This window comes from Ruegeria sp. CH5 (genome assembly GCF_056537025.1).
In genome coordinates, this window is the sequence record NZ_JBQFQT010000006.1 from 48095 (window position 1) to 69773 (window position 21679).

A 21679-nucleotide genomic window follows, 5' to 3' on the forward strand; every position below is an offset into this window, starting at 1 on the left:
AGCGGTCAGGCGACCATCTGCTCGGCCTTCTTCAGATCGACCGAGACCAGTTGGCTGACGCCCTGTTCCTGCATGGTCACGCCGAACAGACGGTCCATCCGGGCCATGGTCACCGCGTGGTGGGTGATGATCAGGAACCGCGTGTCGGTCTGGCGGCACATCTCGTCCAGCAGATCGCAGAACCGGGTCACGTTGGCGTCGTCCAGCGGTGCGTCGACCTCGTCCAGAACGCAGATCGGCGCCGGGTTAGCCAGGAACACGCCGAAGATCAGCGCGGTGGCGGTCAGAGTCTGTTCCCCGCCCGACAGCAGGCTGAGAGTCGACAGCTTTTTGCCCGGCGGCTGGCACATGATCTCGAGCCCCGCATCCAGCGGGTCGTCGCTCTCGACCATCACCAGGTTGGCCTCGCCGCCACCGAACAGATGCTTGAACAGCATGGCGAAGTTCGCGTTGACCTGTTCGAAGGCGGTCAGCAGACGCTCGCGGCCCTCGCGGTTGAGGCTGGCGATGCCGCTGCGCAGCGCCTTGATTGCCTCTTCCAGATCGGATTTTTCACTGTTGAGCGTGTCGAACTCCTCCTGAACCTCCTTGGCGTCCTCCTCGGCGCGCAGGTTCACCGCACCCATCGCGTCACGCTGGCGCTTGTGGCGGTTCACCTCAGCTTCCAGGGCATCGGCGGCGGGCATGTCATCGGGGTTCACGTCCAGCTGGTTCAACAACTGGTTCGGGGTCAGTTGCTGATCCTCGGCGATGCGCTCGGCAGCGGCGGCGACACTTTCCTTGGCCGCCTCGAACCGCGCCTCGGCCGCGGCGCGGGCTTCGCGCGCCTCCGAGGCCTTGCGCTCGGCCTCGCGCTCGGCCAGCACGGCCTCGCGTTGCAGCGCTTCGGCCTGGGCCAGCTTGTCGGCGGCCTCGGCGCGGCGGGCCTCGGCGGCCTCGATCATCTCGTTCAGCTCTTCGCGTGCCTCGGCGATCTCGGCGGGCGCGGCCATCGCTTCGGTCAGCTCTTCCTCGGAACTGGCTTTGCGCTCGGCCAGCTCGGCGATGCGCTTCTCGGCTGTTTCCAGACGGTGTTTCCAGCCGCTCAGGTCCTTGGCCACCTCCTGTGCGCGGCGGGTGCGGGCCTCGCCCTCGCGGCGCAGCTCGTCATGGGTCGAGCGGTGCGTCAGCATGGTGATACGCGCGGCCTCGACCGTCTGCTTGATGTCCTCGACCCGGGCGCGGGCGGTGTCCAGATCGCCCAGCTCGGCCAGAGCGGCCTCGGCCTCGCGCAGCTGGGCGCGGGCCGCCATCGCATCCTGCTTATGGCGGTCGACCGCAAGCGTCAGGTTCTCCAGCTTGCCCTGCGCCAGGTTGCGGTCGGCCTCGGCCCGGCTGAGCGCGCGGGCGGCTTCGGCCATGCGCTGATCGGCGGCGCGGCGGGCTTCTCGGGCGCGACGGTCGGCCTCGGTCACCTCGGCCAGTTGCCGCGACAGGGCCTCATGCGCGGCGCGAGCGCCATCGGCCTGCGCTTCGACCTGCGCCAGCTGCTGTTTCAGCGCCTCAAGCTTGTTGAGCTGCTCGAGCCGCAGCGCCGCAGCGCTGGGGGCATCTTCTGCCCAGGCGCGGAACCCGTCCCAGCGCCACAGATCGCCCGAGCGCGATACCAGCCGCTGGCCGGGTTTCAGCAAGGGTTGCAGCCGCGCGCCCTGATCCGCGTCAATCAGGCCGATCTGCGCGATGCGACGGCTGAGGCGGTCCGGCCCCGAGACGTGCAGCGCCAGCGGCTCGGCCCCGTCCGGCAAGGGCTGATCGGCATCATAGCCCGGCACCTGCACCCAGCCCGACGGGCCATCGCCTTCGACCAGCGGGGCGCGGAGGTCATCCGCCAGCGCAGCCCCCAGCGCCTTTTCAAAGCCCGGCTCGACCCGCAGCAGGTCCAGCACCTGCCCGCCCTCGGCGGTGTCGCGCTCGACCAGCTTGGCCAGCGCGGTGGTCTCGGCCCGGATCGCGCCCAACTCTCCCTCAGCCTCGGAGCGTTGGGCACGGGCCTCGGCCTCGCGCGCCTGCGTTTCACCGCGCAGCTCGTCGGCGGCGGCCAGCGCTTCTTCGGCGGCTTCGGCGGCCTCGCGCGCCTCTTCCTCGGCGACATGCGCGGCCTCGAACGCTTCGTCGGCGCGGGTCAGGGCGGCGCGGGCCTCGGCAACAGCTGCGCGGGCCTTTTCCTCTTCGGCCTCGGAGCGTGCCAGCGTCTTGCGGCTGTCCTCGACCAGGCGCTGCGCCGATTGGTGACGCGCGACCAGGCGGGCGGTGTCCTCGGTCTCCTGCGCCAGCAGATCCTCGCGCTCCTGCAGAACCGCGGCGGCTTCGCGGGCGATTTCGGCGGCTTCGGCCAGCTTGTCGTCATGGCCCTCGGCGGCCTTGGCCAGTTCGCGGGCCTCCCATTCCAGCCGTTCGATCATCTCGCCGGCGTCGCGGTTCAAACCGGTTTCACGCTCGATGTCGCGGCCCAGTTGCTGGATGCGGGCGGTCAGGGTTTCGATGGTCTGGCGCGCGCGGGTTTCCTGATCGGACAGCTGATCGCGCTGTACCTGCTGGCGCTGCAGGACGGCGGCGGCGATGGCCTCCTCCTCGCGCAGCGGCGGCAGGGTTTCTTCGATCTCGGCACGTTTCGCGCTGGCGGCGCGGGCCTCGGCCTCGGCGCGCGCGGCTTCGGTGGTGCGGTCGCACAGACGCTCTTCGGCCTGCTGGCGGGCCATGTCGGCCTCTTTCCAGCGGCGATACAGCAACATGCCCTCGGCCTGGCGCAATTGCTCGCCGATCTCACGATACCGCGCGGCCTGACGGGCCTGCCGCGCCAGCTGCGCCAACTGGGTGCCCAACTGTTCCAGCACGTCATCGACGCGGGTCAGGTTGGCTTCGGTGCCCTTGAGCTTCAGTTCGGCCTCGTGCCGGCGCTGGTACAGGCCCGAGATGCCGGCGGCCTCTTCCAGAATGCGGCGGCGGGCGCGGGGTTTGGCGTTGATCAGCTCGGCGATCCGGTTCTGCCCCACCAGAGCGGGTGAATGCGCGCCGGTCGAGGCATCGGCGAACAGCATCTGCACGTCGCGGGCGCGCACGTCCTTGCCGTTGGCCTTGTAGGCGCTGCCCACGTCGCGGGTGATGCGGCGCACGATCTCGATCTGATCGCTGTCATTGAACCCGGCCGGGGCCAGACGTTCCGAGTTGTCCATGGTCAGGACAACCTCGGCGAAGTTGCGCGCCGGACGGGTGGCGGCACCGGCAAAGATCACGTCCTCCATCGCCCCGCCGCGCATCGATTTGGGGCGGTTCTCGCCCATCACCCAGCGCAGCGCCTCGAGCAGGTTGGACTTGCCGCAGCCGTTGGGCCCCACCACACCGGTCAACCCGTCCGCGATGATCAGATCGGTCGGGTCGACGAAGCTTTTGAAGCCGGTGAGTTTGAGTTTGGTGAAGCGCAAAGGCCGATTTCCATGATTCCCGTTCCCTGAAAGTCTGGACAAGGGAAGGCCCGCGAGTCAACGAAGTTGCGCAGGATATGGGATATTGGGCCGAGTTATCCACAATATCTTGCTGATTTGGGCGGAAATGCCCAGAGTCAATACGGCGAACACTCGAACACCTGGTACCCGTTGTCCGACCCGCTGTCATAGGTTCCGAAGTCAATGCATTCATAGTTGGTCGGCGTGACCGCAGCCAGCAACAGCCGGTCCGACGCCCTGCGGTCGCAAGCGAGGATGCCCACGGTCACCGCCGCATCGCCCAACACGTCGGCGACCGGACAGCCCGAGACCTGCGCCATGGCCAATGCGGCCCGATCCCGGATCGGCCCCAGCCGCGGGGCATATTGGCTGTTGACGCGGACCGCCTCGGCCAGGTCACCGCGCAGGCGCACGTCGAACACGCTGCCGTTCACGGCCACGCGGGTTGCGGGCAGGTCGCGGAAATGGGGCGTGCCGGCCGAGCAACCGGCCAGCAACAGCAAAGCGAGGAACCGGATCATGCCGCAGTTTTGCGGCAAAATGGTTAACGAAAGCTTTCCCGCGCTCAGCCGCGCAGGACCGTGCCCAACCGGGCAATACCCTCGGCAATCGTGGCCATGTCCGAGTTGGAGAAACTCAGCCGGATCGTGTTTGCACCGCTGCCATCGGGATGAAAGGCCTGTCCGGGCACAAAGGCGACCTTGACCGTCTCAAGCGCGCGGGCCAGCAACTGCGCGCCATCTGATCCGGGCGGCAGGGTCAGCCAGATGAACATGCCACCCTCGGGCCGGGTCCAGTGCACACCTTCGGGCATGTGCCGATCCAACGCCGCCAGCATCGCGTCGCGGCGCGCACGGTAGGTTGCGCGCACCTTCGGGATGTGGCTGTCGAAACAGGTTTGGGCCACCTGATGCACGGCCATCTGGTTGATGGTGGCCGAATGCAGGTCGGCGGCCTGTTTCATCAGCACAAGCTGCGCGATGACGGGCCGCGCCGCCACGACCCACCCCACCCGCAACCCGGGCGACAGAGTCTTGGAAAAACTGCCGCAATAGATCGTCCTGCAGGCTTGCAGATCGCCCTTCCGCGCCAGTTCCAGAGCGAGGACCGGCGGTATCGCCTGCCCGTCATAGCGCAGGGCCTGATAGGCGCCGTCCTCGATCAGGGCGCAGTCCAACTCCTCGGCCAGATCCAGAAGGGACTCGCGCCCTTGCCGATCGACGGTCTCGCCGGTCGGGTTGGCAAAGTCGGGCGACAGATAGGCGTATTTGACCGCCCCCGACCCCGCCGCGGCCCGGTATTGCGCCGCGCCCGCGATGCCGCCTGCGCGCAACCGGTCGAAGCGCGGCTCATAGGCGTTGAAGGCCGCCAAGGCGCCCAGATAGGTCGGCCATCCAACCAGCGCCGTGTCGCCGGGCGACAGAAACAGCTTGCCCAGATAGTCCAGCGCCTGCTGCGAGCCCGAGGTGATCAGAACGTCGTCGGGGCCGCAGTCGATGCCGATCTGGCGCATGTGGCCGGCGATCCATTCCCGCAGCGGCATATACCCTTCGGATACGGAATACTGCAGCGCCTGCGCCCGGCTGTCGGCGCCAAGCGCCTGTTGGAATGCGTGGGCAAAGGCCTCGGCCGGAAACAGCGCCGGGTCGGGGATGCCGCCGGCAAAGGAAATGATGCCGGGTTGATCCAGCAGTTTCAGCAATTCGCGGATTTCAGACGCCTTCATTCGCGCGGCGCGCGTTGCAAATAACTGGTGCATGGGCCGAGCCTCCTCCGCTGGGTCGGACTGACGCTATGACCCCTGCGCTTAAAGTCAATAATGCTGACCTAGTGTTTCAGCCAATGTGATCGCGGCCCGTTCTTGCGCGGGCCGGGCATGTGTGGTCATATGATTTGACCAATTTTCAGCGATGATCCGATGCCCTTTCAGAAAGTCCAGACCGAGAAACTGTCCCTGGCCGTCGTCAAACAGATCGAGCTGCTGATCCTGCGCGGGATCCTGCGCCCTGGTGAGCGCCTGCCGTCCGAACGCGAGTTGGCCGATCGGCTGGGCGTGTCGCGCCCGTCGCTGCGCGAGGCGATCTCGCAACTGCAGGAGCAAGGCCTTCTGACCGCCAAGGCCGGGTCAGGCATCTATGTGGCCGAGGTTCTGGGCTCGGCCTTTTCGCCGGCGCTGATCCGTCTGTTCAGCAGCCATGACGAGGCCGTGTTCGATTACCTGTCGTTCCGGCGCGACATGGAAGGGTTGGCGGCCGAACGCGCCGCGCGGCTGGGTTCGGACAGCGACCTGAAAGTGATCCAGGCGATTTTCGACAAGATGGAGGCCGCCCATGCCCGCAACGCGGCCGATGACGAGGCCCATCTGGACGCGCAGTTCCACATGGCGATCATCGAGGCCAGCCACAACGTGGTGATGCTGCACATGATGCGGTCGATGTTCGATCTGCTGCGGCAGGGGGTGTTCTACAACCGCCAGATCATGTTCCACCAGCGCACGACGCGAGATGCAATCCTGAACCAGCACAGGGCGATCAACGCAGCCCTTCAGGCCCGCGACCCCGAAGCCGCCCGGCAGTCGGTGGAACAGCATCTTAGCTTTGTCGAACGCTGCATGGAAGACCAGCAGAAGGCCCGGCGCAACGAACTGATCGCGCGGCAGCGGCTGGAACATGAGGTTGGCAACTCGGACGGTTGAGGCCCTCCGCCTCTCACTGTGCCTTCGACCCCAGCGTTTCATAAAGGCGCCTGTACTGCTCGGCCACGATTGGCATCGCGTAGCTCTGCAGGGCATGTTTGCGCGCGGCATTCCCGTCGCGCTTCTGTCCTTGAACGTGGCAGGAACGCTGATCATCGATCACCCCCTTTAGGCAATCCGCCAAGTCCCGCGCATCAAACGGCTCGGCCAGCCGCCCGCACCCGGGGTTCGGGACCAGATCGGGCAATCCGCCGATCTTGAACCCGACGATCGGAATACCGCAAGAAAGCGCCTCGACGCCGGTGTTGGGTAGGTTGTCTTGTCGGGACGGCAACGCAAAAACGTCCGCGCACGCGTAAACAGACCGCAGTTCCTCGGGCACTGAATGTTGTCCAGTGAAATGAGCCGGAAAGGGCAGATCTACCTCATGCGCATCCGCGCCGAATATCAGAACGCGGATATCAGATCTTTCCTGTTTCAGAATCGACAAAGCTTCCTTGAGGTGCCGAAATCCTTTGCGCGGATCGCTGTCGCCCCCCATGGCCCCAAAACCGATGACAGCAGAATCGCGTGGCAGACCCAATCGGTCTCTGGCCGCGTCTCGGTCGGTGGGGCGCCAGACGTCGGTGTCGATTGCGTTGGGAATGACTGAAACGGGCCATTCCTGCGTCAAGGCGCTTTGCCGGGCGCAATCCGCCAGCCAGCGGCTGGGTGCAACAAGATGGAAAGGCCGCGTCCAAAACCGCTGTTTTGTTTTCCAAACACGGCGGTTCAGCCTGCTCGCTCGGCTATCCTGCTCGGTCGCGTAGCCGTTTTTCCAGTCATCGCCCTCAGAGTAATGCTCCACCCCACAGAACGGCCACATGTCATGCATAGTCCATACAACCGGATGAGACAGGTTTCCGATCTCGCGGATCGACATCAGATCCGAATTGACCCAGTGCAGGTTCAGAATTTGCGAGGGCTGTTTGTTCAGGTACTGCGCCAAACCCGAACGGACCTGACCCAGCGAAATCAAACCCGAGAAATCCGCTTCATGCCGGCGCCGGATACTGCGCGCCATTTCCCGTTGGATCATTCGTCCCAGACCCTTGGTCGGCTTGAACGTCGTGATGCCCGGCCCTTCCTGACCTCGCGCAACGGTCATGATCGAATTCACGCCGCTGGCGTTCAGGGCCATATGCAGCCTGTGCGCCGCAATCGCCGCGCCCCCCTCAGAACTACTGAAACTGATGTGATTTACGCGTTCCAACTCTTGTGCCTGAATTGATGCCCCAAATCTGGATTGATCCAACCGACAACGCCGTATTTTTGCGAATTCAGCGGGAACACTTGCAACACTGTCTACTGTGCCGCATAGCAGACACAACCCTTAAGACGCCAAAGTCACTGGATACATGCTCTCGTTTCTAAAACTCATCCGCCGCAAACTGTACATGGCTATCGCCCGTCCGATCGCCAAAAGGCTTCCCTATTCGGACAGAGGCGACAGGTGGTTCTACTGGCACCATTTCTTCACGCAGCACGACCGGTGGCCCGGCAAGCGCATGCTTTTCAACGATGTGCTCTACCGCCTCAAGTCAGGGCCGGAAATCGTGTCGCCCTTGCGGTTAAAAACAACAGACAAGGAACTGGCAAAGGAATTCATCGCGGAACGTGCAGGAGCGAAATACAACGTCCCCACGATTGCCGTGCTGCGCAACAAGGAAGATATCGACAAATTCGACTTTCCCGAAGAATGCGTCATAAAGCCAACGCATGGTTGCGGCGGCGTGACGATCCTGCAAGGCGGGGCGCAGCCGGACCGGGCCGCGTTGGCAGAACAGCTTACCGGCAACTACTACTATGCTGCGCGGGAACGGAACTATCGCGACTTGACCGGGAAACTGATCGTTGAACCTCTTCTGTTTCAGGGGCATGACGTGCACGACTTCAAAGTCTTTTGCTGGAAGGGCAAGGCTCGCTGTATCCTTTACGTCAACGACCGCAACGTGGCCTTCTATCGTCAGCTCTACGACACCAACTGGTCGCTCCTTCCGATCGAGCTGTCCCCCTACGGGATAGACAAACCCACCGTTGACCGCCCTCTCGTTCTGCAGGAAATGCTGGAGGTCGCGGAAAAGCTCTCGGCGCCATTCGACTTTGTGCGGATCGACTTCTACATCGACGACAAAACCCTACTGGTCGGTGAAATCACCCATTGCCACTGGGGGGCCAACGACAGATTTCTCAGCCTTGACGATGAGAAAGCGCTTTCTCGACTGATTTTCGACGAGACCTGACTGTCAATCGGTTCATTACCCAAACAGCTTGCGGGTAAGTTTTCGCAGCTTTCGGGCAAGACGCCGGTGCAACGAAGGCCTACGGGTATAATAGTCCTTCAACTGCCCCAGCGCCGCGGCGTCTTCAACAGTCTTGGCCGGCCATATCGGATCTATCGAGGTGTTCAGACCCGCTCGGCCATACGAGCTGTTGACCACGCCATGACTGCCAGAGCCGTCAAATCCGATGTTTTCGACGTAGGAGAATTGGGGGGACAAGCAAAGCCCCCTATTGCGGAAGATCGTGGCGTACCAGAACACGGCCCAAGTCTTCAGTTCCCCACTCTTATTGGCAAGAACCTGAGCCCAGAAGTCATTTGCTCCGTCCAGGTTGAAACGGTGGATGTCTTCATCCGTAAACAGACTGACCAACTCGTCCGGATCGCGCGAGTAATGGGTCCATCTATCAGCCCACGTCGCCCAGCCCCAACAACTCATGAACCGCCACAGACTCGCATGGTTCGAGCCTCTGTTCTGCGGAATATCCTCATTGTACCCGGCTATATGCCAGACATCTGGGGTATCCTTGTAACGCTCAAGAGCAAGGTTCATATATTGGAGAAAGGCTGGCGAAGTGAGGATATCATCCTCGAGAATGATCGCACGGCCATGCTCGGCCATCATCTGCGAAACACCCTCCTCGATCGATACGGCCAGCCCTGCATTCCGGTCACGTCGGCGCAGCTCGATACTTGCGAAGCCCTGCTGCGTTTCGGCGACCTGCGCAACAGCGTCAACAATCGGCTTTTCGGCATCATTGCGGGGACCGTCGATGAATACGGTCAAGGATGTCGACGCGGCCAAGGGCGATTGGGCCAGGGCGTCCAACGTCCGCCGCGTATGTTCGGGTCGGTTGAATGCGAACACGCACACAGGCGCAGGATCAACAATCTTGGTATGTCCGGATGTCATCGTACCTCACCGAAACGCCACAAGCTGACTGCCCTGAATCAACAGACAATGACACGGGCTACAAGCAAAAAACCCGAAAGCAGGTAGCTTTCGGGTTTTGGAAATTGAGATTGGCTCACGCCGAACAGCTCAGTGCAGCTTGTCACCGACCTCGGAGATCGCCGAGTCAATCAGCTTGTTGGCTTGCGCCGCAGTCATCTGCTTGGCCAGCACGGACTTGGCCGCCGCAACGGCCGCAGTAACAGCCTGGTCGCGCACTTCCTTCACCGCCGAGGCCTCGGCCGATGCGATTTGATCCTGTGCGGCAGCCAGACGACGCGCGATAGATTTCTCCAGATCCGCCTTTGCCTGTTCGGCAGCCAGAACCGAATCTTCCTTCGCCGCGGCCACGATGGCTTCGGCCTGAGTCTGCACTTCGCGCTGCTTGCGCTCGTATGAGGCCAGCAGGCTGCGCGCTTCTTCATGCAGGGCACGGGCTTCGTCCAGCTCGGCCTTGATCCCTTCGGCGCGGTTGTCCAGCGCCCCACCGATCATCGACGGAACCTTGAAATAGAACAGGACCGCAATGAATACGATGAAGCCCAGCGTCACGACGAAGTCGGTGTTCGCCAGCGAGAAGAACGGGCCGCTTGCGGCCAGCGCCGGGCTGGCGAAGCCTGCGGTCAGGATAAGAGCAAGTGTATTCCGCATGTCACTTATCCTTTCATCTGTGCGCTGACGGCACTGCTGATGGCTTTGGCATCCGCCTCGCCGCCCAGCGCAGTCACCAGTTCGGCCGCCGTATCGTTGGCAACCTGTTGAATGCTTTCCAGCGCTCCGGCACGGATTTCGGCAATTGCCTTCTCCGATTCTGCCGCCTTGGCCGCGATTTCCGCATCTGCCTTGGCAATCGCGTCATCCAGATCCGCCTGGATTTCGGCGCGCGCTTCGGCTGCGATCCGCTGAGCCTCGGCACGGGCATCGGCCAGCGCCTTGTTGTAGGCCTCTTCGGCCTCGACCGCCTTGGCCTTCAGGTCTTCGGCCGCAGCCAGGTCATTTGTAATGGTCCCCTGACGCTCGGCCAGGATCGCCGCGATGCGCGGCAGGGCCACGCGGGACAGGACCAGAAAGATGACGACCAGCGTAATGACCAGCCAGAAGATCTGGTTGGGGAACCAATCGAAGCAGAGCTGCGGCATCCCGATGGCCGAGCCATGGGAATCGACGCATTTGCCGACTGCTTCTGCAGCTATGGGTTCTGTCGCCATGATGTCCTCCGTCGGAACGTTGTCTTTACAACAGGTGGGCCGCTATGGCTTGGGCCCACCTGCGCGTAAGGATCAGGTTCCGCAGATTATACGGCGAACATCAGCAGCAGCGAGACCAGGAATGCGAAGATCCCCAGGGCTTCTGCGAATGCGATACCGATGAACAGGGTTGCGGTCTGCGAAGCAGCCGCCGAAGGGTTGCGCAGAGCGCCGGCCAGGAAGTTGCCGGCCACGTTGCCCACCCCGATTGCGGCCGCGCCGGAACCGATTGCTGCCAGGCCTGCGCCGATGTGTGCGAGATCGCCTTCCATGATGTATCTCCTTACGAATTGGAAGTTTCGATTTTGGGTTATCGTTCCTGTGCTCAGGGTCGCCCCTGATCAGTGATGCGGATGCAGAGCGTCCTTCAGGTAAACACAGGTCAGAATGGTGAATACGTAGGCCTGGATGAAGGCCACCAGGACCTCGAGGCCGTACATTGCGGTGATCGCCAGAACCGATACGGGCGAGATCACGGCGACCGCGGCGAAGCCGGCGAAAACCTTGATCACAGCGTGGCCGGCCATGACGTTACCTGCAAGACGAATGGAGTGGCTGACCGGGCGCACGAAGTACGAGATCAGCTCGATGATCGCCAGGATCGGGCGCAGCGCCAGCGGCGCGCTGGACACCCAGAACAGGCTGAGGAACCCAGCACCGTTCTTGACAAAGCCCAGAACGGTCACGGTCAGAAACACGGCCAGCGCCAGCGGAATGGTGACCGCGAAATGCGATGTCGTGGTAAACGAGGTCGGGATCAGGCCGAGGAAGTTCGCGGTGACGATGAACATGAACAGGGTCATGACATAGGGGAAGTATTTGACGCCTTCCTTGCCACAGATGTCTTCCAGCATCTTGTAGATGAAGCCGTAGGCCAGCTCGGCGATCGACTGCATGCGGGTCGGGACGATGGCGCGCTTCGAGGTACTCAGCACCAGCAGGCCGATGATGGCCAGAACCGCGAAGAACAGCCACAGGGTCACGTTGGTGGGCGTGTACCAAGCCATCTCACCGCCGAAAAGCGGCTTGACGATGAACTGGTCCATCGGATGGAAAACCAGGCTGCTGCCTTCTGCTGCGGTGGTCTCGGTCGCCACGTTCAGTCCCTCTCGTCCTTCTCGGCCTGTGTCGAGGCCGCCTGTTTCTCTTGAGCTTCTTGCGCGCTGCGGAGCATGACCTTCACGCCCGCGACAAGGCCCAGCAATGTGAACAGCACCAGGAAGATCGGGATCGTCCCGAACAGGCTGTCCAGCCCGTACCCGATGCCAAATCCGATCCCCAGACCGGAAACCATCTCGATGACCATCCGCCAGGCCAGCTCGCCCCCGGATATGTCAGAGTCCGCACGAGGTTTCGGCGCTTTGGCCTTTTTTGCCGCGTCGATCTTGGCCTCAAGCTGCGTCAGGCGCTGCTTTGGGTCGTCATCGGTCACGGGCGTTTCCCTCGCACAGTCTTGGCGCAGTTGCTAAGCGGCCTCGCGCGCAGAGTCAACGCTGTTGATGGCTCCAATTGACGCAGCTTAAGTATGTGTTTTCAAATGAATTTTATGGACATGCTCTGACTGACGATCGGGCCGCGAACAAACCATGCCGCTGGAAACATCGGATTCCGCATATTCAACCAAATGGTTGACCAAACTTTCCCGCTGTGGTTCAGCGGGGTCATGTCCGATGACCTCGATACCGTCTTTGCGGCCCTGGCCGACCCCACGCGGCGCGCGATACTGGCGATGCTGCTCGAGGATGACATGGCCGTCACCGACGTGGCCCAGCCGTTCGAGATGTCGCTGGCGGCGATCTCGAAGCACCTTACGATCCTGACCCGAGCCGGGCTGATCAGCCAGGAAAAGCGTGGCCGGGTGAAATGGTGCAAGCTGGAACCCGACGCCCTGCGCGCGGCCTCGGTCTGGATGCAGGGGTTCGGGCAGTTCGAACCCGTGAATCTGGACGCGTTCGAGCGGTTCCTGGAAAACCAGCTTTCCGCGGGTGACGAGGCCTAGCGCACTACGAAGACCGACATGCCGGCATGTTTGGCCAAGTATCCGGCATGGCTGGACAGGATGAAGTCGGTAATCCGCGGCGCATGGGTGCCCACCACGATCAGGTCGGCACCGATCTCTTCAGCGGTGCGGGCCAGGTCACCATCCACTTCGACCGCCACATCCACCGAATGAATGTTGCGGAAATCAACTTGCGCTCCGCTGGCCTGGGACAACTCGTCCGCCAGATCGGACAGATGGTCCTTGATCGCGGTTTCCGTTTGCGTGGGGTCGCCGGGCTGGTTGCTTGTCACGCTGACGATGGTGATCCGCGCGCCCTGCCACCGGGCGACCTGTGCCGCAACCTCGGCCGCTTTGCGCACTTCGGGTGGCAGATGCAGATCGACGGGAAACATTATGTGTTTGAACATCAGTCGCTCCTTTCACGCCGACAGCTTAGCGGGTTTGACATAACCGGCCCTTGATGTGACTCAATCCAAGAGGATCAGCCTTGCTGGCTGTACTCGACCCCTGTGACCACGCCGCTGGGATCGGCGCGGCATAGCCAGGGTGCCTGAGCGCCGGCCACTGCGACCTGCGTGACGGTTCCCGCCGGTTCGGCAGTTGTAGACAGAGCCTGGACATCCGCGGGGCTCCGGTTTGCCTCAGCAGCCACCAATGCCTCGCAGCTGGCTTGAAGGGTTGAATTGTCGGCGGTGTCCTGCGTACATCCAAAAACCAGCATTAGCGTGGCCGAGGCAATCAATCTGTGCATGTTCCGGTCCTTTCGGAGTTTGCCTCACCCTGCCACGAACGGGCGCTTTGGCAAAGGTCAGTCCGGCGCGGTTTGTTGCCGAGCCACCCCCAGGTCATCCCCTTTCAGCAGCAGCACAAGGGCCAGGATCGTCAGCCCGATCCCCACTAGAACCAGAAGGCCCGGCGCCGGCTGGCCCAGCGCGATCTGCCAGATGATCACCCAGCTGGGCGTCAGGTAGGTATAGGCCATGACCTTGGCCGACGGCAGCAGCAGCGTGGCGTACTGCAACAGAACGAAGGTGGCCGCGCTGGCGCAGATGGCGACGTAGAACAGGCCGATCCAGACGATCGCCGGCAGGTTGGCCCAGTCCGTTGCGCGGATGTCGGACCAGCCGAACACCGTCAGCACTGCGCACCCGGCCACCAGCGTGCCGAAGGTGAAAACGACCGGCGGCTCGCCCCGGTTCAGCTTGCGCACCATGGGCGTATAGATCGCATGGGCCACGCAGCCCCAGAAATAGATGATCTCGCCCTGCCCGATCTCGAAGGCTCGAAAGGCCAGCCAATCGGCGCGGAACACCACCCACAGCGCGCCAACCGCGCCCACGCTCAGCGCAAGGGCCATGTGCGGGGTGGTGATCTGGCGCAGCAACACCCACCCCGCCACCGCCGACAGGATCGGCGTCAGGGTGAACACCGCCGCCGCGCTGACCGGCGGCGCGGTTTTCAGCCCGTAGAACATCAGCACGAAATAGGCCGAGAACAGCCCGCCCAGCACCAGATAGCGCCACGGCGCGCGCGCCGCGCTGCGCGGCAAACCGGTCGTCATCAGCGCCGCGATGCCGATCACCACGCCGGCAATCGCAAACCGCGCGGCGTTCAACGCCGCCGGCGCGATCTCGTTGGCAATCATCGAACCCAGCGAGAAACTGCCCGCCACCAGCGCTGAGAACACCAGCATGGCCAAGTGGCCACGCGCCTGCGGGCTCATGGCAGCCAGTCCTTGGCCTGCTCCTTGAGGAATTTGAGAAAGGTCTGCACCTTGTTGGTGCGGTGCAGATCCACATGGGTTACCAGCCACAGATTGCCGGCCCATTCCGGCAGCGGCTCCATCACCTCCTGCAACTGCGGATGGCGGGCGGCCTCCCACCGGGCCATGAAGCCGATCCCCGCCCCGGCCAAAACCGCCTCGGCCACGGTGAAGTTGTTGGAACAGCGGAAGGTGATCGCCTCGGCCGGGACATTGGTGCGCAGCCAGCGTGAAAAAGGCGCGCGGCTGTTTTCATCATCCGCCCCGACGAAGGCGTGGTTGGGGAAATCCTCGACGCCCGCAGGCAGGCCGCGCCGTGCGATGTAATCCTGACTGGCATAAAGCCCGACCTCTTGCGTCATGAAGGGCTGCACCACGTTGTCCGGTTGATCTGGGGCCGCGCCGGCGCGGATGGCCACATGCGCCTCACCATATTCCAGGCGGAACAGACGGTCGCCGGTGAGATAGCGCACGATCAGGTCGGGATGGTCCTGCTGGAACGCGGTCAGCGTAGGCACCACCAGCGGCGCCAGCGAGGCCAGCGAGGTCACCACCAACTCGCCCGAGACATCGTCTCCACGCCCCTTCAGCCGCCCGACCAGTTGGTTGAACTGATCCTCGGTGGCCTGGGCCACGCGCAGCAGATCCTCGCCCGCCTCGGTCGGGGTGTAGCCGCGCGCGTGGCGCTGGAACAGCTTGACCTTCAGCCGGGCCTCGATCGCGTCGATATGGCGAATCACCGTGGCGTGGTGCACCCCCAGAACCTCGGCCGCGCCGCTGACCGTACCCATTCGCGCAACCTGATAGGCGGTGCGGACCTCGTCCCAATTGTCCATGACAAAACCAATTCTGTGCAATTTCCAACAATGCCTGTTGATTTATCCTGGTTTCGTTCGCTCACGCAATACTCATATTGGGCCCAGACGCAAAATCCGAACCCTGAGAAGGATCCACGCCATGACAAAGACCATCCTGCATATCGACGCCTCGGCCCGCCGCACCGGCTCGGCCACCCGCGACCTGTCGGCCCGCATCGTTCAACACCTGGGCGCCAGCCGCATCATCCGCCGCGACCTGGCCACGCCGCTGCCCCTGCTGACCGAGGACTGGATCGCCGCCAACTTCACCCCCGCCGATCAACGCGACGCGACCCAGCGCGACCTGCTGGCCCTGTCGGACGAGTTGGTCAAGGAACTGCAGCAGGCCGACACGGTGGTGATCGGGCTGCCGATCTACAATTTCTCGGTGCCGGCCGCCTTCAAGGCCTGGATCGACCTGGTCGCCCGCGCGGGACTGACGTTTTCATATACCGAGAACGGCCCCAAGGGCCTGCTGGAGGGCAAGCGCGCCATCCTCGCTATCGCTTCGGGCGGCACTGCCGTGGGGTCCGAGATCGACTTTGCAACCGGATACGCCCGCCATGTCCTGGGCTTCATCGGCATCCACGACGTGGATGTGGTGGCCGCCGACCGCATGGCACTGGATCCGGAAGCCGCGCTGAGCAACGCGCAGAAAGCCGTGGCCGAACTGGCCGCCTGATCCGGCCACTGGCCATCCTTGGTCAAACCGTCCAATCTGCACCCGAACAGGATTGGCAGATTGGACGGTTGCCATGAAGAAGATCGGAATTCTGGGCGGGGTCGGCTGGGCGTCGACAATAGACTATTACCGCGCCATCGCCGAGGGCGCGGGGCGCCATTATGCAGAACGCGGGTACGGATCGCCGCTTCCTGTTCCTCCGATGACCATAGAATCCGTCACCCAGGCTAAAACCCGCGCGCTGCGCGGAACTGCCGGCGACGAAGCAAGCTGGTCCGCGTTCGATGCCGTTTTCCGCGAAGCACTGATGACGCTTGAACAGGCGGGATGTGATTTCGGCATCATCGCCTCGAACACACCCCACGCCCGTTTGCATGCGATCCGGCAGGGCGTGACCATGCCGATCCTGAGTATCTTTGATGCAACCGCCGTGGCCACCAAAACGACACGCGCCAAAAGCGCGCTGGTGCTGGGAACCTCGGTCACGATGCAAGCGCGCCACTATGCGGAAAGGCTGGCGGTTGAAGGCATCACAGCCAATGACCGACTTCCCGAGGACCAGATCGCGGAAATGCAGGCCATGATTGACACCGAATTCTATGGCGGTGCCTCGGCCAATGCCCGCCACCGTCTGCTGGCATTCTGCAACCGGCACGCCGCCCCCGGAACCGCGATCCTGCTAGCCTGCACCGAATTGCCTCTGGCCTTTCCCCAACATCTTGATGACCCGGTTTTCGAGACCGACGGACACCTGTTCGTCAATCCCTCGGCCGCCCATGTCGCCGCCGCGTTGAAAGAGGCGCTGAGCGAATGATCAGGGCAGCCAGGTGACCTCGCACCCGATCCGGTCGTAGAAGGCCATCAGGTCGTCGCGCGCCATGGCCACCGTCCGGTCATTGACCAGCGGATGCATATAGATCACATCCGCGCGCCGCGCCGCGTCGTCCATGAAGAACCGCACATCGTTGCCAACGCCGTTTATCATCGCCAGCGGGCTGACCGCGCCGGGACGGATGCCGAGGTTCTGCATCAGCCGATCCGCCGACCCGAAGGACAGGTTGCCCACCCCCAGTTCGGCGCCCAGCGCCTTGAGGTCGATCTCGCGGCTCTGCTCCAGCGTCACCAGGTAGTTCCGCTTTTTCTTGTCGCGCAGATACAGGTTCTTGAGCCGCAACGCGTTTTCGCCCGGCACCATGAACTGATCCTCAACCGCCTTCGACTCTTCGACCGTCCGCAGCGGGACGTGGCTGTGCAGGCGATAGGGCAGCCCCCAATCGTCCAGCTGCGCCAGCAGTGCATCGGAACTAAGCGGCAATGTGTCCTGAAAGGCGGATGAGGCGTCCATGGTCTTCTCCCGAATATCGCGGCAGTCATGGCCGACGGGGCAAGACGATGCAACCCGGCAAGCGCGGATGGTTGACTCAGGCAGCCAATGGGCCTAAACGCCAACGCAACATCCGGAAGTGTCTGTTCTTCCGGTCCCTTGAGTCGTTCAGGGATCGCCCCCCACCAGCGAGTTTCGCCCGTGGGGGCGTTTGTGCATTGACCCGTCTGCCCCTATCTATGGGGCGCCAACCGAGAACCGGCGAAGGAGGCCGAAGGCATGTTTGAAAATCTATCCGAACGCCTCTCTGGCGTCTTTGACCGGCTGACCAAACAGGGCGCCCTGTCCGAGGAAGACGTCAAGACCGCCCTGCGCGAAGTTCGCGTGGCGCTGCTTGAGGCTGACGTGTCGCTGCCGGTGGCGCGTGCGTTCGTCAAGAAGGTGCAGGAACAGGCGACCGGCCAGGCGGTGACCAAGTCGATCACGCCGGGCCAGCAGGTCGTCAAGATCGTGCACGACGCGCTGGTCGATACCCTGCGCGGCGAGGAAGACCCCGGCAAGCTCAAGATCGACAACCCGCCCGCGCCGATCCTGATGGTCGGCCTGCAGGGCTCGGGCAAGACGACGACCACCGGCAAGCTGGCGAAACGTCTGAGAGAGAAAGAGGGCAAGAAGGTCCTGATGGCCTCGCTGGACGTCTACCGCCCGGCGGCAATGGACCAGTTGGCGGTTCTGGGCACCCAGATCGGGGTGGACACCCTGCCGATCGTGCCGGGCCAGAAACCGGTGGACATCGCCAAGCGCGCCAAGCAGCAGGCCACGCTGGGCGGCTATGACGTCTACATGCTGGATACCGCGGGCCGTCTGCATATCGACGAAGTGCTGATGGACGAAGTCGAGCAGGTCCGCAACGTGGTCGACCCGCGCGAGACCCTGCTGGTGGTCGACGGCCTGACCGGTCAGGTCGCCGTCGAGGTGGCCGAGGAGTTCGACGCCAAGGTCGGCATCTCGGGCGTGGTCCTGACTCGGATGGACGGCGACGGGCGCGGCGGCGCGGCACTGTCGATGCGCGCGGTCACCGGCAAGCCCATCCGCTTCGTGGGTCTGGGCGAGAAGATGGATGCGCTGGAAACCTTCGAGCCCGACCGCATCGCGGGCCGAATCCTGGGTATGGGCGACATCGTGGCCCTGGTCGAAAAGGCCCAGGAGACCATGGAGCTCGAGCAGACCGAGCGCATGATGAAGCGCATGATGAAGGGTCAGTTCAACATGAACGACCTGAAGATGCAGCTGGAGCAGATGATCCAGATGGGCGGCATGCAGGGCATGATGGGCATGATGCCGGGCATGGGCAAGATGGCCAAGCAGATGGATCAGGCCGGACTGGACGACCGGATCCTGCGCCAGCAGATCGCCATGATCCAGTCGATGACCAAGAAGGAACGCGCCAACCCCGCGCTGCTGCAGGCCAGCCGCAAGAAACGCATCGCGGCCGGTTCGGGCATGGAAGTCAGCGACATCAACAAGCTGCTCAAGATGCACCGGCAGATGTCGGACATGATGAAGAAGATGGGCAAGATGGGCAAAGGCAAGATGCTGAAACAGGCCATGAAAGGCATGTTCGGCAAAGGCGGGCCCAGCCCCGAGGACATGGCTGCGGGCATGGACCCCAAGGCGCTGGAAGCCGCAGCCAAGGCGATGGGCGGCAAGATGCCCGGCGGCATGCCCGGCATGGGCGGCGGCATGGCCCTGCCCCCCGGCCTGAGCGGGTTCGGAAAGAAGAAGTAAGTGACCGCGCCCGTCGCATATCCTTGGGAGGCTCCGGCCACCGGCCCCGCTGCCGCTCTGTCGGCGCGGCTGGCTGCGGACTTGCCGCGGCTGGAGACTGCGCGGCTGGTGCTGCGCGCGCCGCGGATCGGGGATTTCGACACCTATGCCGACATCCTGATGTCGGACCGCGCCAAACACATGGACGGCCCGTTTGACCGGCAGGCGGCCTGGCTGGATTTCTCGCAATACGTCGCGGGCTGGCTGCTGCGTGGGGCGGGAATGTGGGCCATCGAAGACCGCGCGGGCGGTCAGGTTCTGGGCTTCGTGTCAATCGGCATGGAATTCGGCGACCGCGAACACGAACTGGGCTATCTGCTGACCGAAGCCGCCGAAGGGCGTGGCATTGCAACCGAAGCGGCCGAAGCCGCTCGCGACTTTGCACTGGGGCCGCAGGCCCTGCCGTCGCTGGTCAGCTATGTGGACCCCGACAACGCAGCCTCGGCTCGCGTGGCCGAGCGCCTGGGCGCCCAGCGCGACCTGCAGGCCGAGGCCGGGTTCGACGAGCCGGTTCTGGTCTATCGCCACCTGCCCGGCGACGGCGATGGCGGGATGGAGGCCTACGCATGACGACCTTCGCCATCCCGACCATAGAGACCGAGCGCCTGATCCTTCGGGCACCGCATCCGGACGACCTGCCGGCCATGACAGCCTTCTACGCGACCGAGCGCAGCCACATGGTGGGCGGCCCCAGGGATGCGGCGGGCTGCTGGAACGGACTGGCGAACCGTCTGGGCCATTGGGCGCTGCGTGGCTATGGCCTGTGGCACCTGACCGAAAAGGCCAGCGGTACTTTCGTGGGCTGGACCGGCATGATCTATGTGCCGGGCTGGGACGAACCCGAGCTGGGCTGGACCCTGATGGAACAGGCCGAGGGCAAGGGCCTGGGCTTCGAGGCCGCGCAGGCCGCCCGCGACCATGCGGCGCGCCATCAGGGGCTGAACGGCGTCATCAGCTACATCGCCCACGCCAATGACCGTTCGCGCGCTCTGGCACAGCGTCTCGGCGCGACCTACGAGCGTGAGGGCGAAGTGCTGGGCAAGTCCGCACAGATCTGGCGGCATCCGAAACTCGACACGTCAACGACCGATCTGACCACCGAAAGGACCGGCCAATGAACAATCCCGTGACGCGGGCCGCGGCCTTGCTGAAAGACCACCGCGAAAGTATCGACCGGCTGGATGCGATCCTGGTCTATACGCTGGCCGAGCGGTTCAAGCACACGCAGGCCGTTGGCAAGCTCAAGGCCGAACACGAACTTCCCCCGTCCGATCCCTCGCGCGAGGCCGCGCAGATCGCACGGCTCGAAGACCTGGCGAAAGAGGCGGATCTGGACCCCGATTTTGCCAAGGCTTTCCTGAATTTCATCATTCAGGAAGTCATCCGACACCACAAGAAACACCAGAGGTGAACCCGAGGTTCAACAAACACCAGAAATAGCCGGAGCAATCCGGCCAACGCCATCCAAAGGAGATACCACAATGGCAATGAAAATTCGTCTGGCCCGTGGCGGCTCGAAAAAGCGCCCCTTCTACCGCATCGTTGCAGCGGACAGCCGCATGCCGCGTGACGGCCGCTTCATCGAGAAGCTGGGCACCTACAACCCGCTGCTGCCGAAAGACAGCGAAGAGCGCGTGAAGATGAACATGGAGCGCATCCAGTACTGGCTGGACCAGGGCGCGCAGCCGACCGACCGGATTGCCCGCATGCTGGAAGCCGCCGGCGCCAAAGAGAAAGCCGAGCGCAACAACCCTCAGAAGGGCACCCCGGGCAAGAAAGCCCAGGAGCGCGCCGAAGAGAAAGCCGCCAAGGCTGCTGAAGCCGCAGAGGCTGCTGCCGCTCCGGCCGAAGAAGAAGCTGCTGCTGCAGAAGAGTAAACAGGCGGGCGCGTGCAGGATCAGGCTTTCACCGAAGATTTCCGCACGCAGTTCGATCTGTTGATGCGGCTCCGGCGCGATGTACGCCGGTTCCGCACAGACGCGGTGGACGAGGCAGTGCTGACGCGCTGCCTCGACGCGTTTCAGCTGGCCCCTTCGGTGGGGCTGAGCGAACCGTGGCGCGTGATCCGCGTCGAAAGCCCTGCGGCCCGGACCGCGGCGCTGGAGAACTTCAAGGCGGCCAATGACGCGGCGCTGGCGGGCTACTCCGGTGACCGGGCGCAGCTGTACAGCCAGCTGAAACTGTCGGGCATGCAGGAGGCGCCGGTTCAGCTGGCGGTGTTCTGCGATGACGCCACCGACAAGGGCCAGGGGCTGGGCGCAGGAACAATGCCTGAAATGCGCCACTATTCGGTGGTCTCGGCCGTCACTTTGTTCTGGCTGACGCTGCGCGCGCATGGCCTGGGGCTGGGCTGGGTCTCGATCCTCGATCCCGACCGGCTGGCCCGCGACCTGTCGGTGCCCGAGGGCTGGCGGCTGATCGGCTATTTCTGCGTGGGCTGGCCCGAGGACTGCTCGGACACGCCCGAACTGGAAACCCATGGCTGGGAGTGCCGCCGCGGCAGCCTGCCGGTGGAAACGCGGTAGGGTG

The 21679-nt window shown here is 63.5% G+C and carries 26 protein-coding genes; 11 read left to right on the forward strand and 15 right to left on the reverse strand.

Annotation, left to right across the window (positions count from 1 at the left end):
• Positions 1 to 5: 5 nt before the first annotated feature.
• The 3 genes from ACR0JC_RS17135 to ACR0JC_RS17145 all read right to left on the reverse strand — a co-directional run bounded on the left by ACR0JC_RS17135 (position 6) and on the right by ACR0JC_RS17145 (position 5241).
• A complete protein-coding gene (locus ACR0JC_RS17135) occupies positions 6 to 3461 on the reverse strand; it encodes a chromosome segregation SMC family protein (RefSeq protein WP_170343401.1) in 3456 nt (1151 codons plus the stop codon).
• 137 nt (positions 3462 to 3598) lie between these two features.
• Positions 3599 to 4003 carry a hypothetical protein gene (locus tag ACR0JC_RS17140; RefSeq protein ID WP_170343400.1) on the reverse strand — a complete coding sequence of 135 codons (405 nt, stop codon included), beginning with the start codon at positions 4001 to 4003 and terminating at the stop codon, positions 3599 to 3601.
• A gap of 44 nt (positions 4004 to 4047) precedes the next feature.
• Positions 4048 to 5241 (reverse strand): aminotransferase-like domain-containing protein, encoded by a 1194-nt coding sequence (locus ACR0JC_RS17145; RefSeq protein WP_170343399.1) that lies wholly within the window; start codon positions 5239 to 5241, stop codon positions 4048 to 4050.
• Positions 5242 to 5400: 159 nt separating this feature from the next.
• Here ACR0JC_RS17145 and ACR0JC_RS17150 point away from each other — a divergent pair, with 159 nt between their 5' ends.
• Positions 5401 to 6177, forward strand: coding sequence for an FCD domain-containing protein (locus ACR0JC_RS17150; RefSeq protein ID WP_170343398.1), 777 nt, complete (start codon positions 5401 to 5403; stop codon positions 6175 to 6177).
• 13 nt (positions 6178 to 6190) lie between these two features.
• On the opposite strand, the gene ACR0JC_RS17155 is transcribed toward ACR0JC_RS17150, so the two are convergent.
• Positions 6191 to 7546, reverse strand: coding sequence for a glycosyltransferase (locus ACR0JC_RS17155; protein WP_367646429.1), 1356 nt, complete (start codon positions 7544 to 7546; stop codon positions 6191 to 6193).
• A gap of 67 nt (positions 7547 to 7613) precedes the next feature.
• On the opposite strand from ACR0JC_RS17155, the gene ACR0JC_RS17160 reads away from it, so the two are divergent.
• Positions 7614 to 8459 (forward strand): ATP-grasp fold amidoligase family protein, encoded by an 846-nt coding sequence (locus tag ACR0JC_RS17160; RefSeq protein WP_170343396.1) that lies wholly within the window; start codon positions 7614 to 7616, stop codon positions 8457 to 8459.
• A gap of 15 nt (positions 8460 to 8474) precedes the next feature.
• On the opposite strand, the gene ACR0JC_RS17165 is transcribed toward ACR0JC_RS17160, so the two are convergent.
• The 6 genes from ACR0JC_RS17165 to ACR0JC_RS17190 form a co-directional block, all read right to left on the reverse strand.
• The gene (locus ACR0JC_RS17165) at positions 8475 to 9410 is read right to left on the reverse strand and encodes a glycosyltransferase family protein (RefSeq protein ID WP_170343395.1); all 936 of its coding nucleotides are present in this window, start codon (positions 9408 to 9410) and stop codon (positions 8475 to 8477) included.
• A 129-nt stretch (positions 9411 to 9539) separates the two neighbouring features.
• Entirely contained in the window at positions 9540 to 10100 is a 561-nt protein-coding gene (locus tag ACR0JC_RS17170; RefSeq protein ID WP_093965218.1) for a F0F1 ATP synthase subunit B, read from the reverse strand.
• 5 nt (positions 10101 to 10105) lie between these two features.
• Entirely contained in the window at positions 10106 to 10657 is a 552-nt protein-coding gene (locus ACR0JC_RS17175; protein WP_170343394.1) for a F0F1 ATP synthase subunit B', read from the reverse strand.
• Between the two features lie 86 nt (positions 10658 to 10743).
• On the reverse strand, positions 10744 to 10968 hold the full coding sequence (locus ACR0JC_RS17180; protein WP_005981269.1) for a F0F1 ATP synthase subunit C: 225 nt from the start codon (positions 10966 to 10968) through the stop codon (positions 10744 to 10746).
• Positions 10969 to 11037: 69 nt separating this feature from the next.
• Positions 11038 to 11793: a F0F1 ATP synthase subunit A gene (locus ACR0JC_RS17185; protein ID WP_093965215.1), complete on the reverse strand. Its 756-nt coding sequence runs from the start codon at positions 11791 to 11793 to the stop codon at positions 11038 to 11040.
• Between the two features lie 2 nt (positions 11794 to 11795).
• Entirely contained in the window at positions 11796 to 12128 is a 333-nt protein-coding gene (locus ACR0JC_RS17190; protein WP_170343393.1) for an AtpZ/AtpI family protein, read from the reverse strand.
• A gap of 231 nt (positions 12129 to 12359) precedes the next feature.
• Here ACR0JC_RS17190 and ACR0JC_RS17195 point away from each other — a divergent pair, with 231 nt between their 5' ends.
• Positions 12360 to 12695 carry an ArsR/SmtB family transcription factor gene (locus ACR0JC_RS17195; protein WP_093965326.1) on the forward strand — a complete coding sequence of 112 codons (336 nt, stop codon included), beginning with the start codon at positions 12360 to 12362 and terminating at the stop codon, positions 12693 to 12695.
• Here ACR0JC_RS17195 and ACR0JC_RS17200 read toward each other — a convergent pair.
• The 4 genes from ACR0JC_RS17200 to ACR0JC_RS17215 form a co-directional block, all read right to left on the reverse strand.
• Entirely contained in the window at positions 12692 to 13105 is a 414-nt protein-coding gene (locus tag ACR0JC_RS17200; protein ID WP_170343392.1) for a universal stress protein, read from the reverse strand. The two genes, ACR0JC_RS17195 and ACR0JC_RS17200, sit on opposite strands and share 4 nt — an antisense overlap.
• Before the next feature lie 74 nt (positions 13106 to 13179).
• Entirely contained in the window at positions 13180 to 13449 is a 270-nt protein-coding gene (locus ACR0JC_RS17205) for a hypothetical protein (protein WP_141138530.1), read from the reverse strand.
• Between the two features lie 57 nt (positions 13450 to 13506).
• Positions 13507 to 14421 carry a DMT family transporter gene (locus ACR0JC_RS17210; RefSeq protein ID WP_170343391.1) on the reverse strand — a complete coding sequence of 305 codons (915 nt, stop codon included), beginning with the start codon at positions 14419 to 14421 and terminating at the stop codon, positions 13507 to 13509.
• Positions 14418 to 15296, reverse strand: a complete 879-nt coding sequence (locus tag ACR0JC_RS17215; RefSeq protein WP_170343390.1) for a LysR family transcriptional regulator — start codon at positions 15294 to 15296, stop codon at positions 14418 to 14420. The genes ACR0JC_RS17210 and ACR0JC_RS17215 overlap by 4 nt, the downstream gene beginning before the upstream one ends.
• 121 nt (positions 15297 to 15417) lie before the next feature.
• On the opposite strand from ACR0JC_RS17215, the gene ACR0JC_RS17220 reads away from it, so the two are divergent.
• Together ACR0JC_RS17220 and ACR0JC_RS17225 are read left to right on the forward strand one after the other, a co-directional pair.
• The gene (locus ACR0JC_RS17220) at positions 15418 to 15999 is read left to right on the forward strand and encodes an FMN-dependent NADH-azoreductase (protein WP_170343389.1); all 582 of its coding nucleotides are present in this window, start codon (positions 15418 to 15420) and stop codon (positions 15997 to 15999) included.
• A gap of 73 nt (positions 16000 to 16072) precedes the next feature.
• Entirely contained in the window at positions 16073 to 16813 is a 741-nt protein-coding gene (locus ACR0JC_RS17225; protein WP_170343388.1) for an aspartate/glutamate racemase family protein, read from the forward strand.
• Here the strand turns inward: ACR0JC_RS17225 and ACR0JC_RS17230 are convergent, their stop codons facing one another.
• Positions 16814 to 17344, reverse strand: a complete 531-nt coding sequence (locus tag ACR0JC_RS17230) for a prolyl-tRNA synthetase associated domain-containing protein (RefSeq protein ID WP_170343387.1) — start codon at positions 17342 to 17344, stop codon at positions 16814 to 16816.
• A gap of 258 nt (positions 17345 to 17602) precedes the next feature.
• Here ACR0JC_RS17230 and ffh point away from each other — a divergent pair, with 258 nt between their 5' ends.
• The 6 genes from ffh (at position 17603) to bluB (ending at position 21675) form a co-directional block, all read left to right on the forward strand.
• On the forward strand, positions 17603 to 19111 hold the full coding sequence (gene ffh / locus ACR0JC_RS17235) for a signal recognition particle protein (RefSeq protein WP_170343386.1): 1509 nt from the start codon (positions 17603 to 17605) through the stop codon (positions 19109 to 19111).
• On the forward strand, positions 19112 to 19720 hold the full coding sequence (locus ACR0JC_RS17240; RefSeq protein WP_170343385.1) for a GNAT family N-acetyltransferase: 609 nt from the start codon (positions 19112 to 19114) through the stop codon (positions 19718 to 19720).
• Positions 19717 to 20268 carry a GNAT family N-acetyltransferase gene (locus ACR0JC_RS17245; protein WP_170343384.1) on the forward strand — a complete coding sequence of 184 codons (552 nt, stop codon included), beginning with the start codon at positions 19717 to 19719 and terminating at the stop codon, positions 20266 to 20268. Before ACR0JC_RS17240 ends, ACR0JC_RS17245 begins: the two co-directional genes overlap by 4 nt.
• Positions 20265 to 20561 (forward strand): chorismate mutase, encoded by a 297-nt coding sequence (locus tag ACR0JC_RS17250; RefSeq protein ID WP_170343383.1) that lies wholly within the window; start codon positions 20265 to 20267, stop codon positions 20559 to 20561. Before ACR0JC_RS17245 ends, ACR0JC_RS17250 begins: the two co-directional genes overlap by 4 nt.
• A 70-nt stretch (positions 20562 to 20631) precedes the next feature.
• Entirely contained in the window at positions 20632 to 21027 is a 396-nt protein-coding gene (gene rpsP, locus ACR0JC_RS17255) for a 30S ribosomal protein S16 (RefSeq protein WP_093965193.1), read from the forward strand.
• A gap of 12 nt (positions 21028 to 21039) precedes the next feature.
• Complete coding sequence (bluB, locus tag ACR0JC_RS17260) at positions 21040 to 21675, forward strand: 5,6-dimethylbenzimidazole synthase (protein WP_170343382.1); 636 nt, start codon at positions 21040 to 21042, stop codon at positions 21673 to 21675.
• The last annotated feature ends 4 nt before the right edge of the window (positions 21676 to 21679 follow it).